27 protein-coding genes and 1 pseudogene are annotated in these 12,759 nt (G+C 41.9%); all 28 read right to left on the bottom strand.

All coding sequences use genetic code 11. The features are described 5' to 3' along the window. Positions 1-25: 25 nt before the first annotated feature. Positions 26-646, bottom strand: coding sequence for a 30S ribosomal protein S4 (gene rpsD / locus ACTHUM_RS06015; protein ID WP_003749296.1), 621 nt, complete (start codon positions 644-646; stop codon positions 26-28). A 19-nt stretch (positions 647-665) separates the two neighbouring features. After that, positions 666-1,061, bottom strand: a complete 396-nt coding sequence (rpsK, locus tag ACTHUM_RS06010; protein WP_002216249.1) for a 30S ribosomal protein S11 — start codon at positions 1,059-1,061, stop codon at positions 666-668. 19 nt (positions 1,062-1,080) lie between these two features. Further along, entirely contained in the window at positions 1,081-1,443 is a 363-nt protein-coding gene (gene rpsM, locus ACTHUM_RS06005; RefSeq protein ID WP_003749295.1) for a 30S ribosomal protein S13, read from the bottom strand. 67 nt (positions 1,444-1,510) lie between these two features. Further along, positions 1,511-1,624 carry a 50S ribosomal protein L36 gene (gene rpmJ, locus ACTHUM_RS06000; RefSeq protein ID WP_003697674.1) on the bottom strand — a complete coding sequence of 38 codons (114 nt, stop codon included), beginning with the start codon at positions 1,622-1,624 and terminating at the stop codon, positions 1,511-1,513. A gap of 18 nt (positions 1,625-1,642) precedes the next feature. Further along, positions 1,643-1,861: a translation initiation factor IF-1 gene (gene infA, locus ACTHUM_RS05995; RefSeq protein WP_003684714.1), complete on the bottom strand. Its 219-nt coding sequence runs from the start codon at positions 1,859-1,861 to the stop codon at positions 1,643-1,645. A 4-nt stretch (positions 1,862-1,865) separates the two neighbouring features. Then, positions 1,866-3,179, bottom strand: a complete 1,314-nt coding sequence (gene secY / locus ACTHUM_RS05990) for a preprotein translocase subunit SecY (protein WP_004520193.1) — start codon at positions 3,177-3,179, stop codon at positions 1,866-1,868. A gap of 13 nt (positions 3,180-3,192) precedes the next feature. Continuing rightward, positions 3,193-3,627, bottom strand: coding sequence for a 50S ribosomal protein L15 (gene rplO / locus ACTHUM_RS05985; protein WP_004520192.1), 435 nt, complete (start codon positions 3,625-3,627; stop codon positions 3,193-3,195). A 1-nt stretch (position 3,628) separates the two neighbouring features. Then, positions 3,629-3,814, bottom strand: coding sequence for a 50S ribosomal protein L30 (gene rpmD, locus ACTHUM_RS05980; RefSeq protein WP_003684808.1), 186 nt, complete (start codon positions 3,812-3,814; stop codon positions 3,629-3,631). After that, positions 3,807-4,325: a 30S ribosomal protein S5 gene (gene rpsE, locus ACTHUM_RS05975; RefSeq protein WP_003684704.1), complete on the bottom strand. Its 519-nt coding sequence runs from the start codon at positions 4,323-4,325 to the stop codon at positions 3,807-3,809. The genes rpmD and rpsE overlap by 8 nt, the downstream gene beginning before the upstream one ends. 17 nt (positions 4,326-4,342) lie before the next feature. Next, positions 4,343-4,696, bottom strand: coding sequence for a 50S ribosomal protein L18 (rplR, locus tag ACTHUM_RS05970; RefSeq protein WP_003749287.1), 354 nt, complete (start codon positions 4,694-4,696; stop codon positions 4,343-4,345). A 13-nt stretch (positions 4,697-4,709) separates the two neighbouring features. After that, complete coding sequence (gene rplF / locus ACTHUM_RS05965) at positions 4,710-5,243, bottom strand: 50S ribosomal protein L6 (protein ID WP_004464590.1); 534 nt, start codon at positions 5,241-5,243, stop codon at positions 4,710-4,712. Positions 5,244-5,256: 13 nt separating this feature from the next. Next, positions 5,257-5,649: a 30S ribosomal protein S8 gene (gene rpsH, locus ACTHUM_RS05960; protein ID WP_003684738.1), complete on the bottom strand. Its 393-nt coding sequence runs from the start codon at positions 5,647-5,649 to the stop codon at positions 5,257-5,259. Between the two features lie 14 nt (positions 5,650-5,663). Then, a complete protein-coding gene (gene rpsN / locus ACTHUM_RS05955; protein WP_003684736.1) occupies positions 5,664-5,969 on the bottom strand; it encodes a 30S ribosomal protein S14 in 306 nt (101 codons plus the stop codon). 2 nt (positions 5,970-5,971) lie between these two features. Continuing rightward, complete coding sequence (rplE, locus tag ACTHUM_RS05950; protein WP_003684750.1) at positions 5,972-6,511, bottom strand: 50S ribosomal protein L5; 540 nt, start codon at positions 6,509-6,511, stop codon at positions 5,972-5,974. 9 nt (positions 6,512-6,520) lie between these two features. Then, positions 6,521-6,844, bottom strand: a complete 324-nt coding sequence (rplX, locus tag ACTHUM_RS05945) for a 50S ribosomal protein L24 (RefSeq protein ID WP_004520190.1) — start codon at positions 6,842-6,844, stop codon at positions 6,521-6,523. Positions 6,845-6,855: 11 nt separating this feature from the next. After that, on the bottom strand, positions 6,856-7,224 hold the full coding sequence (rplN, locus tag ACTHUM_RS05940) for a 50S ribosomal protein L14 (protein WP_002215434.1): 369 nt from the start codon (positions 7,222-7,224) through the stop codon (positions 6,856-6,858). 227 nt (positions 7,225-7,451) lie between these two features. Continuing rightward, positions 7,452-7,715 carry a 30S ribosomal protein S17 gene (gene rpsQ, locus ACTHUM_RS05935; protein WP_003684766.1) on the bottom strand — a complete coding sequence of 88 codons (264 nt, stop codon included), beginning with the start codon at positions 7,713-7,715 and terminating at the stop codon, positions 7,452-7,454. Beyond that, positions 7,715-7,906 (bottom strand): 50S ribosomal protein L29, encoded by a 192-nt coding sequence (gene rpmC / locus ACTHUM_RS05930; RefSeq protein WP_003684705.1) that lies wholly within the window; start codon positions 7,904-7,906, stop codon positions 7,715-7,717. The genes rpsQ and rpmC overlap by 1 nt, the downstream gene beginning before the upstream one ends. Continuing rightward, positions 7,906-8,322 carry a 50S ribosomal protein L16 gene (gene rplP, locus ACTHUM_RS05925; RefSeq protein WP_003684741.1) on the bottom strand — a complete coding sequence of 139 codons (417 nt, stop codon included), beginning with the start codon at positions 8,320-8,322 and terminating at the stop codon, positions 7,906-7,908. The genes rpmC and rplP overlap by 1 nt, the downstream gene beginning before the upstream one ends. Continuing rightward, a complete protein-coding gene (gene rpsC, locus ACTHUM_RS05920) occupies positions 8,306-8,998 on the bottom strand; it encodes a 30S ribosomal protein S3 (RefSeq protein WP_004520189.1) in 693 nt (230 codons plus the stop codon). The genes rplP and rpsC overlap by 17 nt, the downstream gene beginning before the upstream one ends. 9 nt (positions 8,999-9,007) lie before the next feature. Then, positions 9,008-9,337, bottom strand: a complete 330-nt coding sequence (gene rplV, locus ACTHUM_RS05915) for a 50S ribosomal protein L22 (protein ID WP_003749277.1) — start codon at positions 9,335-9,337, stop codon at positions 9,008-9,010. Positions 9,338-9,345: 8 nt separating this feature from the next. Then, a complete protein-coding gene (gene rpsS, locus ACTHUM_RS05910; protein WP_002215422.1) occupies positions 9,346-9,624 on the bottom strand; it encodes a 30S ribosomal protein S19 in 279 nt (92 codons plus the stop codon). Positions 9,625-9,629: 5 nt separating this feature from the next. After that, positions 9,630-10,463 carry a 50S ribosomal protein L2 gene (gene rplB / locus ACTHUM_RS05905; protein ID WP_003684813.1) on the bottom strand — a complete coding sequence of 278 codons (834 nt, stop codon included), beginning with the start codon at positions 10,461-10,463 and terminating at the stop codon, positions 9,630-9,632. A 5-nt stretch (positions 10,464-10,468) separates the two neighbouring features. Further along, positions 10,469-10,783 (bottom strand): 50S ribosomal protein L23, encoded by a 315-nt coding sequence (gene rplW / locus ACTHUM_RS05900; RefSeq protein ID WP_002243944.1) that lies wholly within the window; start codon positions 10,781-10,783, stop codon positions 10,469-10,471. Further along, positions 10,780-11,400 (bottom strand): 50S ribosomal protein L4, encoded by a 621-nt coding sequence (gene rplD / locus ACTHUM_RS05895; RefSeq protein WP_003684798.1) that lies wholly within the window; start codon positions 11,398-11,400, stop codon positions 10,780-10,782. Before rplD ends, rplW begins: the two co-directional genes overlap by 4 nt. After that, entirely contained in the window at positions 11,400-12,044 is a 645-nt protein-coding gene (gene rplC / locus ACTHUM_RS05890) for a 50S ribosomal protein L3 (protein WP_004520188.1), read from the bottom strand. Before rplC ends, rplD begins: the two co-directional genes overlap by 1 nt. Before the next feature lie 252 nt (positions 12,045-12,296). Further along, a complete protein-coding gene (gene rpsJ, locus ACTHUM_RS05885; RefSeq protein WP_002642322.1) occupies positions 12,297-12,608 on the bottom strand; it encodes a 30S ribosomal protein S10 in 312 nt (103 codons plus the stop codon). 17 nt (positions 12,609-12,625) lie between these two features. Next, positions 12,626-12,759: pseudogene (locus tag ACTHUM_RS05880) on the bottom strand (hypothetical protein); the annotation flags it as partial.

Raw genomic sequence — 12,759 nt, 5'->3', positions numbered from 1 at the left:
TTAACTGTCCCTCATTGAGCTAGCATTATTTAGAGTAGAACTCTACCACCAGCTGTTCATTAATATCGCCAGACAATTCTGAGCGATCCGGCATATTTTTGAATACACCTTCCAATTTGTCGGCATCAACAGATACCCAGCTTGGCAAGCCAATTTGAGTAGCCAAGCTCAATGCCTCTTGGATACGTACTTGTTTCTTAGCTTTTTCACGAACAGCTACAACATCGCCTGCTTTAACTTGGAAAGAAGGGATATTAACAACCTGACCGTTTACAACGATAGCTTTATGAGAAACCAATTGACGTGCTTCAGCGCGGGTAGAGCCAAAACCCATACGATAAACGACATTATCCAAACGGGACTCCAGCAATTGCAACAGCAATTCACCGGTAGAACCTTTACGACGATCAGCTTCCGCAAAGTAACGACGGAATTGGCGTTCTAACACACCATAAATACGACGGATTTTTTGTTTTTCACGCAATTGCAAACCGTAGTCTGACAAACGTGGTTTTTTCGCACCGTGCTGACCAGGTGCAGAATCCATTTTACATTTTGAATCCAAAGAGCGACGTGCACTCTTCAAAAACAGATCCGTACCTTCGCGACGTGCTAATTTACATTTAGGGCCAATATAACGTGCCATGTTTTAAATCACTCCAATATTAAATACGACGTTTTTTAGGCGGACGGCAACCGTTATGAGGCAACGGGGTAACGTCAGTAATGCTGGTAATCTTGAAACCAAGAGCGTTTAAAGCACGTACAGAAGATTCGCGACCAGGGCCAGGGCCTTTAATGCGGACTTCTAAATTTTTAACGCCATACTCTTGGGCAACTTTACCAGCTGCTTCTGCTGCAACTTGTGCTGCAAATGGTGTACTTTTACGAGAACCTTTAAAACCAGCGCCGCCAGAGGTAGCCCAAGACAATGCATTGCCTTGACGGTCAGTGATTGTAATGATGGTATTGTTGAAAGATGCATGAACGTGCACAATACCTTCGCTTACGGTTTTACGTACTTTTTTACGTACACGCGAAGCTGTGTTTGCTTTAGCCATTAATCAAATTCCTTAAAATTTATTTCTTACCGGCAATCGCTTTGCGCGGACCTTTACGGGTACGAGCATTTGTGCGAGTGCGTTGACCACGACAAGGCAAGCCACGACGATGACGGAAGCCGCGATAGCAACCCATATCCATCAGTCGTTTAATGCTCATCGTTACTTCACGACGCAAATCGCCTTCAACTTCATATTTAGCAACTTGCTCACGCAAAGCGTCTAATTGAGCCTCGTCCAAATCTTTTGCTTTAGTAGTAGGAGCAATATTTGCTGCCTCACAAATCAATTTAGCACGAGTCGCACCAATACCATAAATAGCCTGAAGGCCAATTACGATATGGGCATTATTAGGGATATTTACCCCTGCAATACGAGCCATATTTTTTCCTTTTTAGGGCAAAGTATGTCACTATACCACAAAATCAATAGTTAAGAAAACTAGCTTCTTAACCTTGACGTTGTTTGTGACGTGGGTCAGTACAAATTACGCGAACTACACGATTACGACGAATAATCTTGCAATTGCGACAAATTTTCTTTACAGAAGGTTGTACACGCATTTTATTTCCTTTTATCGTTTATCTTGCTCGGAAAACAATCCGAGCACGGGTTAAATCATAAGGAGTTAATTCAACTGTTACCTTATCACCTGGAGAAATACGGATATAGTGCATTCGCATTTTTCCAGAGATATGACCAAGTACTACATGATCATTTTCCAGTTTTACTTTAAACGTTGCATTGGGCAAAGTCTCAAGGATTTCACCCTGCATCTGTATGGTATCTTCTTTAGCCATAAGCCTACTTACGTGATAAAGATTTCATATCTGGACGACTCATCAAATCTTCATACTGACTGCTCATTACGTAGGAATTGATTTGCGTCCTAAAATCCATTGTAACGACAACCAAGATAAGCAAAGATGTTCCGCCTAAATAGAAAGGTACATTCAATGCTGTCGTTAAAAATTCAGGTATCAGACAGATTGTAGTGATATACAAAGCACCAAATAATGTTAGTCTCAGTACAACTTTTTCCAAATATCTAGAAGTTTGCTCACCTGGGCGAATACCAGGTACAAATGCACCACTTTTCTTCAAATTCTCAGCCATTTCTTTAGGGCTAAATACTAAAGCAGTATAGAAATAGCAGAAGAAGATAATAGTTGTTGCAAACAATCCAATATACAAAGGCTGTCCGTGTTGCAGCATTGCAGCAACCTTATGAAGAACAGAATTCGTACTATTTGAACCAAACCAACCTAAAAGTGTAGATGGAAATAAAATAATACTGGAAGCAAAAATAGGAGGAATAACACCTGCCATATTTAGCTTGAACGGCATATGAATGCTTTGTCCCGGCATTATTCCAGAGCCAAACTGTCTTTTAGCATAATGCACAGGAACTTTACGCTGAGCACTCTCAAAATAAACTACAGCATAGATCAACAGCAAAATACCAATCACAATTGATACCGCCATCAACATACTCATAGAGCCTTGTTCAGTCAAAGTTAATAACCGAACAATACCGGATGGGATACCCGATACAATGCCTGCTGTAATAATTAAAGAAATACCATTACCAATACCACGCTCGGTAATTTGCTCCCCTAACCACATCAGAAACATAGTACCTGTAACCAAACAGACCACTGTAGAAATATGAAACTCAAGCGAACTCGTTACAACAACACCTTGTTGATAAACAAATGTTGCAACACCAAAGCTTTGCAATACAGCCAATAATACCGTCCCATACCTAGTATATTTCGTAATTATTTTCCTACCAGCCTCACCTTCCTTCTTTAAAGCTTTTAAAGAAGGAACAATTTCAGAAGCAAGCTGAACAATAATCGACGATGAAATATAAGGCATGATACCAATTGCAAATATACTAAAGCGCTCCAACGAACCACCCGAGAACATATTTAACATTCCGAATATGCCGTTTGCAGCGCCTTCGTATAACTTAGCTAATGCAACAGCATCTACGCCCGGTACCGGTATATGAGCACCAATACGGAAAACGACTAAAGCACCTAAAAGGAACACCAGACGTTTTTTCAGATCACCAAATTTGGATAATCCTGATAAAGATTGTTGATTAGCCACTGTAGTGCAAGCCTTATTCTTCTACTTTACCACCGGCAGCTTCAATAGCAGCTTTAGCACCTTTAGTAGCTTTTACACCTTTCAAGGTAACTGCTTTTGAGATTTCACCAGAAGCAATAACTTTTACATTAGAAGCAGTTGCAGGAATCAGACCAGCTTGTTTAAGAACCAAGACATCAATCTCGTTCACAGCAATCAGATTCAATTCACTCAAACGAACTTCAGCATTAGCGGCCGCAGTCAAAGATTTGAAACCACGTTTCGGCAGACGACGTTGCAAAGGCATTTGACCGCCTTCAAAACCTACCTTGTGGAAGCCACCAGAACGGCTTTTTTGACCTTTATGACCACGACCACCTGTCTTACCCAAGCCGCTACCAATACCACGGCCTACACGACGACTAGCGTGAGTAGCACCCTCAGCAGGTTGAATAGTATTCAAAAACATATTAAGACTCCACTTTCAACAAGTAGCTGATTTTATTGATCATGCCACGGTTTTCAGGGGTATCCAAAACCTCTACAGTATGTTCACGACGGCGCAAACCTAAACCGCGAGCACATGCACGATGAGATTCAATTGTACCGATCAGGCTCTTAACCAATGTAACTTTAATCTTTTTTTGCTCAGTCATGGTTAGCTCCCAAAATATCTTCTACTGTCAAGCCACGTTTAGCAGCAATATCAGCAGGGGTATACAATTTAGACAAACCGTCTAATGTAGCGCGTACAATATTGTAAGGATTAGTAGAACCATGTACTTTAGCTGAAATGTTATGAATACCCATAGCATCAAATACTAAACGCATTGGACCACCAGCTTTCACACCGCTACCTTCTTTAGCAGGTTGCATAAATACCTTAGTAGCACCATGACGACCAATAACTTCATGATGAATAGTACCGTTTTTCAAAGGTACTTTAATCATAGAGCGTCGAGCTTGATCCATTGCTTTTTGAACAGCAACTGGTACTTCTTTTGATTTACCTTTGCCCATACCGATGCGACCATCACCATCACCAACAACAGTCAGTGCAGAGAAAGCCATGATACGGCCACCTTTAACTACTTTAGTCACGCGATTAACTGCGACCATCTTTTCAATCAGGCCGTCACCGCGTTCTTCAATTTCATGTTTTGCCATCTGAAAGTCTCCAAATATTAGAAGCTTAAACCATTTTCACGTGCAGCTTCAGCCAAAGCTTTCACACGACCGTGATATTGGAAACCTGAACGGTCAAAAGCAACTTTTTCAACACCCACTGCTTTAGCTTTTTCAGCAATACGCTTACCAACTACAGCTGCTGCTTCAACGTTACTACCTGATTTCAGGCTACTACGTACTTCAGCTTCCAATGTAGAGGCTTGAGCCAATACTTTATCACCTTCAGCACTAATTACTTGAGCATAAATATGATTATTGCTGCGGAACACACATAATCTTACCATTTTCAAGTCCGCAATACGCGCACGGGTTTTGCGTGCACGACGGAGTCGGGTTGTATGTTTATCCATTAGTGAACCTCAATTATTTTTTCTTGGCTTCTTTCATCACTACTACTTCACCCACATAACGAACACCTTTACCTTTATAAGGCTCAGGAGAACGGAATGCACGAATTTCAGCAGCGACTTGGCCAACCACTTGTTTATCTGCACCAGTCAAAACGATTTCTGTTTGGCTAGGAGTTTGAACAGAAACACCTTCAGGCATTTCGTATACGATTGGATGAGAGAAACCCAAAGACAAGTTCAAAACTTTGCCCTGAGCTTGGGCACGATAACCCACACCAATCAATTGAAGTTTTTTCTCAAAACCTTCAGAAACACCCTTAACCATGTTATTAACCAATGCACGAGCAGTACCAGACATAGCATTAGCCTGTTTACTGTCATTTTTTGCAGCAAAAGTCAATTTACCATCGTTCAGTTCAATAGCAACATCGGAATGCAAAGGAAAAGACAATTCGCCGTTTTTACCTTTGATAACCAATGCATCTGTTCCGAATTTTACTTCTACACCAGCAGGAACAGTCACTGGGTTTTTTGCGACGCGTGACATTTACTTTTCTCCACTAGGCTACGATGCACAACAACTCACCACCAACACCCTCAGAACGGGCTTTGCGATCAGTCATTACACCTTTAGAAGTACTAACAATAGCGACACCCAGGCCATTCATTACGCTAGGGATCTCACTTGATGCTTTGTAAATACGCAAACCTGGACGTGAAACACGTTTAATTTGCTCAATCACAGGACGACCTGCATAGTATTTCAATTGAATTTCCAATACCGGTTTTGCATCAGCAGAAACCGCAAAATCCTCGATATAACCTTCTTCTTTCAGAACTTTTGCAATTGCACATTTCAGTTTAGAAGAAGGCATGGCAACTGCTGCTTTATTAGCACGTTGCGCATTGCGAATACGAGTCAACATATCGGAAATAGGATCATGCATACTCATTATTTATACTCCTATTACCAGCTAGCTTTAACAACACCAGGGATCTCGCCACGCATAGCGATTTCACGGATTTTAATACGGCCCAAACCAAATTTACGGAAAGTGCCACGAGGACGACCTGTTAAAGCACAACGACGACGTTGACGTACAGGTGCTGCATTACGAGGAATGGATTGAAATTTCAAACGTGCCTCAAAACGTTCTTCTTCAGTCGCATTAGCATCATTAATAACAGCGAAAATTGCCTCACGTTTAGCTGCAAACTTTTTCGCCAATGCTTGACGTTTCAGCTCACGATTAATAAGTGCTTTCTTAGCCATGATTATCCTTTAAACGGAAACTTGAACAGTGACAACAAAGCTTTCGCTTCTTCATCAGTTTTTGCAGTAGTTGTAATAGTAATATTCAAACCACGCAAAGCATCGATTTTATCGTATTCAATTTCCGGGAAAATAATTTGCTCACGAACGCCCATATTGTAATTGCCACGACCATCAAATGATTTACCGCTTACACCGCGGAAGTCACGTACGCGAGGCAATGCAATAGTAATCAAACGATCTAAGAATTCAAACATTTGATCACGACGCAATGTTACTTTGCAACCAACTGGATAGTTATCACGGATTTTAAAACCTGCGATAGATTTACGAGCAACAGTAACAACTGGTTTTTGACCAGCAATTTTCTCTAAATCAGAAACAGCATGCTCCATTACTTTTTTATCAGCAACAGCTTCACCTACACCCATATTTAAGGTGATTTTTTCAATACGTGGAACTTCCATTACTGATTTGTAACCAAATTGTTTAACCAATTCAGGAACAACTGTATCTTTATAAAACTCTCTCAAACGAGCCATGTTATCTCCTTATGCTCCAATGATAGAGCCATTTGATTTGAAGAAACGAACGCGTTTAACTTTGCCTTCATTTTCAATCAGCTTAATACCAACACGGTCTGCTTTATTAGTTTCCGGATTCAGGATTGCAATATTAGAAATATCTAAAGGCATTTCTTTAGCAATAATGCCACCCTCAATACCACGCATTGGATTAGGTTTTTGATGGCGTTTTACAACATTAACACCCTCAACAACAACTTTATCACCCAATACTCGAACTACTTGACCTTGCTTACCTTTATCTTTACCGGTAATCACTACAACCTGATCGCCTTTAATGATTTTATTCATCGCGCTATTCCTTATAATACTTCAGGCGCCAATGAAACGATTTTCATAAATCGCTCAGTACGCAATTCACGGGTTACCGGACCAAAAATACGGGTACCCAGAGGTTCAAGTTTATTATTCAACAACACAGCAGCATTGTTATCGAATTTAATTAACGCACCATCAGGACGACGCACACCTTTAGCAGTACGAACAACTACCGCATTGTATACATCACCTTTTTTGACACGACCACGCGGGGCTGCATCTTTAACTGCAACTTTAATAATGTCGCCAACAGAAGCGTAGCGACGCTTAGATCCGCCTAATACTTTGATGCACATTACGCGACGCGCACCAGAGTTATCAGCCACATCTAAGATGGTCTGCATTTGAATCATATTAGTACCTTTAAATTAACCAACTTAATTTACCACTTTCATATAACTCGCACCTTACTTTAAGCTGCTTATTAAATGAAACCATCACGGTTCTAGTAAACCAGTCTTGGATCCCGAAGGGAGAGAAACTTCCATAAGAAGCTGGAAGATAAGAAACGAAGTTTACACGCAAATTAACTTTGCTGCAAGACTTCGTTTCTTATTAAGCTGCATTACTGTGTTTTAAATCAAACAGTACGGGCTTTCTCAACCAATTCCTTTACAACCCAAGACTTGGTTTTTGACAAAGGACGAGATTCCTCGATTACCACTACATCACCAATGCCATATTGATTGTTTTCATCATGGGCATGGATTTTAGTTGATAAACGAATAATTTTACCGTACAGAGGGTGTTTAACCTTACGTTCAACCAATACTGTAACAGTTTTGTCCATTTTGTCGCTTACCACTTTGCCTTGCAAAGTACGAACATTTTTAGCTTCGCTCATTACTTAGCACCTTTTTCAGTTAAAATGGTTTTAATACGAGCAATATCGCGACGTACACGTTTCAACTCGCTAGATTTACCCAACTGACCGGTTGCATTTTGCATGCGTAAGCCAAACTGAGCTTTCAACAAGTCCAACAAATCAGAGTTTAATTGCTCAATAGATTTGTCTTTCAATTCATTTGCTTTCATTATTGACCCACCTGTCTTACTACAAAGGTTGTAGGAATAGGCAATTTGGCAGCGGCCAATTCAAATGCTTCACGAGCCAAAGACTCAGGAACACCGTCCATTTCGTACAATACTTTGCCTGGTTTAACTTCAGCAATGTAATATTCCACATTACCTTTACCGCCACCCATACGAACTTGGATAGGTTTTTCAGTAATTGGTTTATCAGGGAATACACGAATCCAAATACGACCGCCACGTTTAATATGACGAGTCATAGTACGACGAGCAGCTTCGATTTGGCGGGCAGTCAAACGACCACGACCTACGGCTTTCAAACCGAACTCACCGAAACTTACTTTGTTACCGCGAGTAGCAATACCGGTATTACGACCTTTTTGTTGCTTGCGATATTTCAGTCTAGTTGGCTGCAGCATTACGTCCACCTGCCTTTCTTTGTTTCTTCTCATGCTCAGGTTTAGAAGATTTAATATTACCTTCTGTATAAACCCAAACTTTCAGACCCAGTACACCATAAGTAGTGTGCGCTTCGCTAGTTGCATAATCTACGTTCGCACGCAAAGTATGCAAAGGCACACGACCTTCACGGTACCATTCGCTACGAGCGATATCAGCACCATTCAGACGACCTGAAGTCATGATCTTGATGCCTTTAGCACCAGAACGCATTGCATTTTGCATTGCACGTTTCATAGCGCGACGGAATTGAACACGTTTTTCAAGCTGCTGGGCAATACCATCAGCAATGATTTGTGCATCCAATTCAGGACGACGAATCTCTTCAATATTTACATGAACAGGCACACCCATCAGAGTTTGCAAGTCACGCTTCAAGATTTCAATATCCTCACCTTTTTTACCAATAACCACACCTGGACGAGCAGAGTGAATAGTAATACGTGCAGATTTAGCAGGACGCTCGATCACTACGCGACCAACTGAAGCATTAGCCAGTTTTTTACGCAAGTAGTTACGAACATCAATATCTTGTTTCAAAACAGTAGAAAAGTCGGTGCTTTTAGCAAACCATTTTGAAGACCAGTCTTTAGTTACCGCCAGGCGAAAGCCTGTAGGGTTAATCTTTTGTCCCATAGCTTTTCCTTAGTTGCCCACTGTCACGTTAATATGACAAGTTTGTTTCTCGATGCGGTTACCGCGACCTTTGGCACGAGCTTGAAAACGTTTCAAGCTTGGACCTTTGTCAACAAAGATAGTTACCACTTTCAGTTCGTCAATGTCTGCACCATTGTTGTGTTCGGCATTGGCGATTGCTGATTCCAATACTTTTTTAATCAGCTCAGCACCTTTTTTAGGGCTGAATGCCAAGATATTCAAAGCTTGGGCAACGTCTTTACCACGAATCAAATCAGCTACCAAACGAGCTTTTTGAGCTGAAATACGGGCGTTTTTATGTTGTGCACTTACTCTCATGATTCACCTTATTTCTTTTTAGCCTTTTTATCGGCCAAGTGGCCTTTAAAGGTACGGGTCAATGAGAACTCACCTAATTTATGACCAACCATGTTGTCACTGATAAACACAGGCACGTGAGTGCGACCGTTGTGTACAGCGATAGTCAGACCAATGAAATCAGGCAAAATGGTAGAACGACGTGACCAAGTTTTAATTGGGCGTTTGTCGTTGCTTGCACGAGCAGCATCTACTTTTTTCAGCAAATGCAGGTCTACATATGGGCCTTTTTTTAATGAACGAGCCATACTAATTAACCTTTATTTGAGTAACGACGACGAACAATCATGTTATCCGTGCGTTTGTTATTACGAGTGCGGTAGCCCTTAGCAGGAGTACCCCATGGGCTAACCGGTTCGCGAGCTTCACCAGTACGGCCTTCACCACCACCATGCGGGTGATCAACAGGGTTCATTACAACACCACGAACGGTCGGACGAATACCACGCCAGCGGTTAGCACCAGCTTTACCGATTTTTTTGAGGCTTTGTTCTTCGTTACCAACTTCACCGATAGTTGCACGGCAATTTACGCTAATTTTGCGTACTTCACCAGAACGCAAACGAACTTGAGCGTAAGCACCTTCTTTTGCAAGCAATACCGCAGAAGCACCAGCAGAACGCGCAATTTGCGCACCTTTACCTGGTTTCATTTCGATACAGTGAATAGTTGTACCAACAGGAATATTGCGGATCGGCAAAGTGTTACCTACTTTGATAGCAGCCTCAGCACCGGAAACCAATACTGCACCGGCTTGAATACCACGAGGAGCAATGATGTAGCGACGCTCACCATCTGCATAGCACAACAGTGCGATAAATGCAGTACGGTTAGGGTCATATTCGATACGCTCTACTTTTGCAGGGATACCGTCTTTGTTACGTTTAAAATCTACAACGCGGTAATGATGTTTATGGCCACCACCTTTATGACGGGTAGTGATATGACCATTGTTGTTACGACCGGCAGTAGAATTTTTCTTTTCTAGCAGAGGTGCATAAGGTGCACCTTTGTGCAAACCTTCTGTTACCACGCGAACCATGCCGCGACGGCCTGCAGAGGTCGGCTTCATTTTAACGATTGCCATTTTGTTTATTCCTTATCTGCAGCTGCAGCAGCGGCTTCCAAATCCAACTCTTGACCGGCAGCCAAGCTTACATAAGCCTTTTTAACATCGCTGCGACGACCTAAAGTGCGACCAAAACGTTTAACTTTACCTTTAATGGTAACAGTAGTAACGTCTGCAACTTGAACGCCGAACAGCAGCTCAACAGCCGCTTTAATTTCAGGTTTTGTTGCATTTGCCAAAACTTTAAACGTCATTTGGTTACGTTTTTCAGCCAATACGTTGCTTTTTTCAGAAACGATAGGTGCCAAGATTACTTGAGTCAAACGTTGTTGATTCATACCCATTGCTCCTCTAATTGTGCAACTGCATCTTTAGTGATAACGACTTTTTTGTAACGCAGCAAGCTGTAAGGATCAACTTGTTGAGCTTCCAAAACCAATACGTTAGGCAAGTTGCGTGAAGCCAAGTAAACATTCTCGTCGAGCTGTTTAGTTACAAACAGAACTTGCTCCAAACCCAAATTTTTCACTTGTTCAGCAAAAACTTTGGTTTTAGGAGTTTCAGCAGTCAATGCTTCGATTGCAAACAAACGTTCATCACGAGCCAATTGGGACAAAATAGTCGCCATACCGGCACGGTACATTTTACGGTTCACTTTTTGAGTGAAGTTTTCGTCAGGTTTGTTTGGGAATGCACGACCACCTTTACGCCACAGCGGAGAAGAAGTCATACCGGAACGAGCACGACCGGTACCTTTTTGGCGCCATGGTTTTTTAGTAGAGTGGTTTACTTCGGCACGAGTCTTTTGAGCACGATTACCAGAACGGGCATTTGCCAAGTAAGCAGTAACCAGTTGGTGAACCAGAGCTTCATTGTATTCACGAGCAAACAAAGCATCAGAAACAGCCAAGCTGCCAGATACTTGTCCTTTAGCGTCAATTACTTTCAATTCCATTACGCACCTACTTTCACGCTAGGACGAACCACGACGTCGCTGTTAACCGAACCCGGAACAGCACCTTTAACCAACAAGAGTTGGCGTTCAGCATCAACACGCACAACTTCCAATTTTTGAACAGTTGCTTTAGTGTTACCGTATTGACCTGCCATACGTTTACCAGGGAACACGCGACCAGGGTCTTGTGCCATACCGATAGAACCAGGAACACGGTGAGAACGGGAGTTACCGTGGGAAGTACGTTGAGCACCGAAGTTATGACGTTTGATCGTACCAGAGAAACCTTTACCTTTAGAGGTACCGGTTACATCTACCAATTGACCAACTTCAAACATAGAAACGGTAATTTCATCACCGACTTTTAATTCAGCCAGCTTTTCTTCAGTCAAAGCAAACTCAACCAAACCGCGACCAGCTTCAACACTCGCTTTAGCAAAGTGACCGGCTTCAGTTTTGTTGACACGATTAGCTTTTTTCTGACCAAAGGTAACTTGTACAGCAGTGTAGCCGTCAGTATCTTTGGATTTCACTTGTGTAACGCGGTTGGCAGACATATCCAAAACAGTTACCGGAACAGAAACACCCTGTTCGTCGAACACGCGAGTCATACCAACTTTGCGTCCAACCAGACCTAAAGTCATGATTATTTTCCTTTTAAGTAAAGGGGCGGGCTACGATTGGCCTGCCTTTCAGACAAAGTTAAACTTGATACGGATGTACCAAGTCCACCATTATAATTGACAAATCAAAGAAATATCAACAAAAATTTCAATTTAACTTCTTAAAACCATCATTTTTTTCGGATGAAGCGTTGCCAAATGTCTGACAATTTTCAGACGGCCTAAGAATTCTATAAAAAAACCGAACAGCCAAGCTGTTCGGTTTTTCAGTTCTTATTGAACTTTAATTTCTACATCCACACCCGCTGGAAGATCCAGTTTCATCAGTGCATCAGTAGTTTTGTCAGTCCAGTCCACGATGTCCATCAGACGCAAGTGGGTACGGATTTCCAATTGTTCACGAGAAGTTTTATTCACGTGAGGAGAACGCAAGATGTTGAAACGTTCGATTTTAGTTGGCAAAGGAATCGGACCTTTAACAACAGCGCCAGTACGTTTGGCAGTTTCAACGATTTCTTGCGCAGAACGGTCAATCAGACTGTAATCATAAGCTTTCAGGCGGATACGGATTTTTTGGTTTGCCATTTATCAATATCCCTCAATTAAGCAATTACAGAAGAAACCACACCCGCACCTACGGTACGACCACCTTCGCGAATCGCAAAGCGCAGACCTTCTTCCATAGCGATAGGCGCAATCAGTTCTACAGTAATGGTTACGTTCTCACCTGGCATTA

It is taken from the genome of Neisseria sp. P0021.S006, from assembly GCF_051956895.1.
The sequence above is the reverse complement of the archived record's forward strand: the minus strand, read 5'-3'. Positions and strand labels throughout refer to the sequence as shown.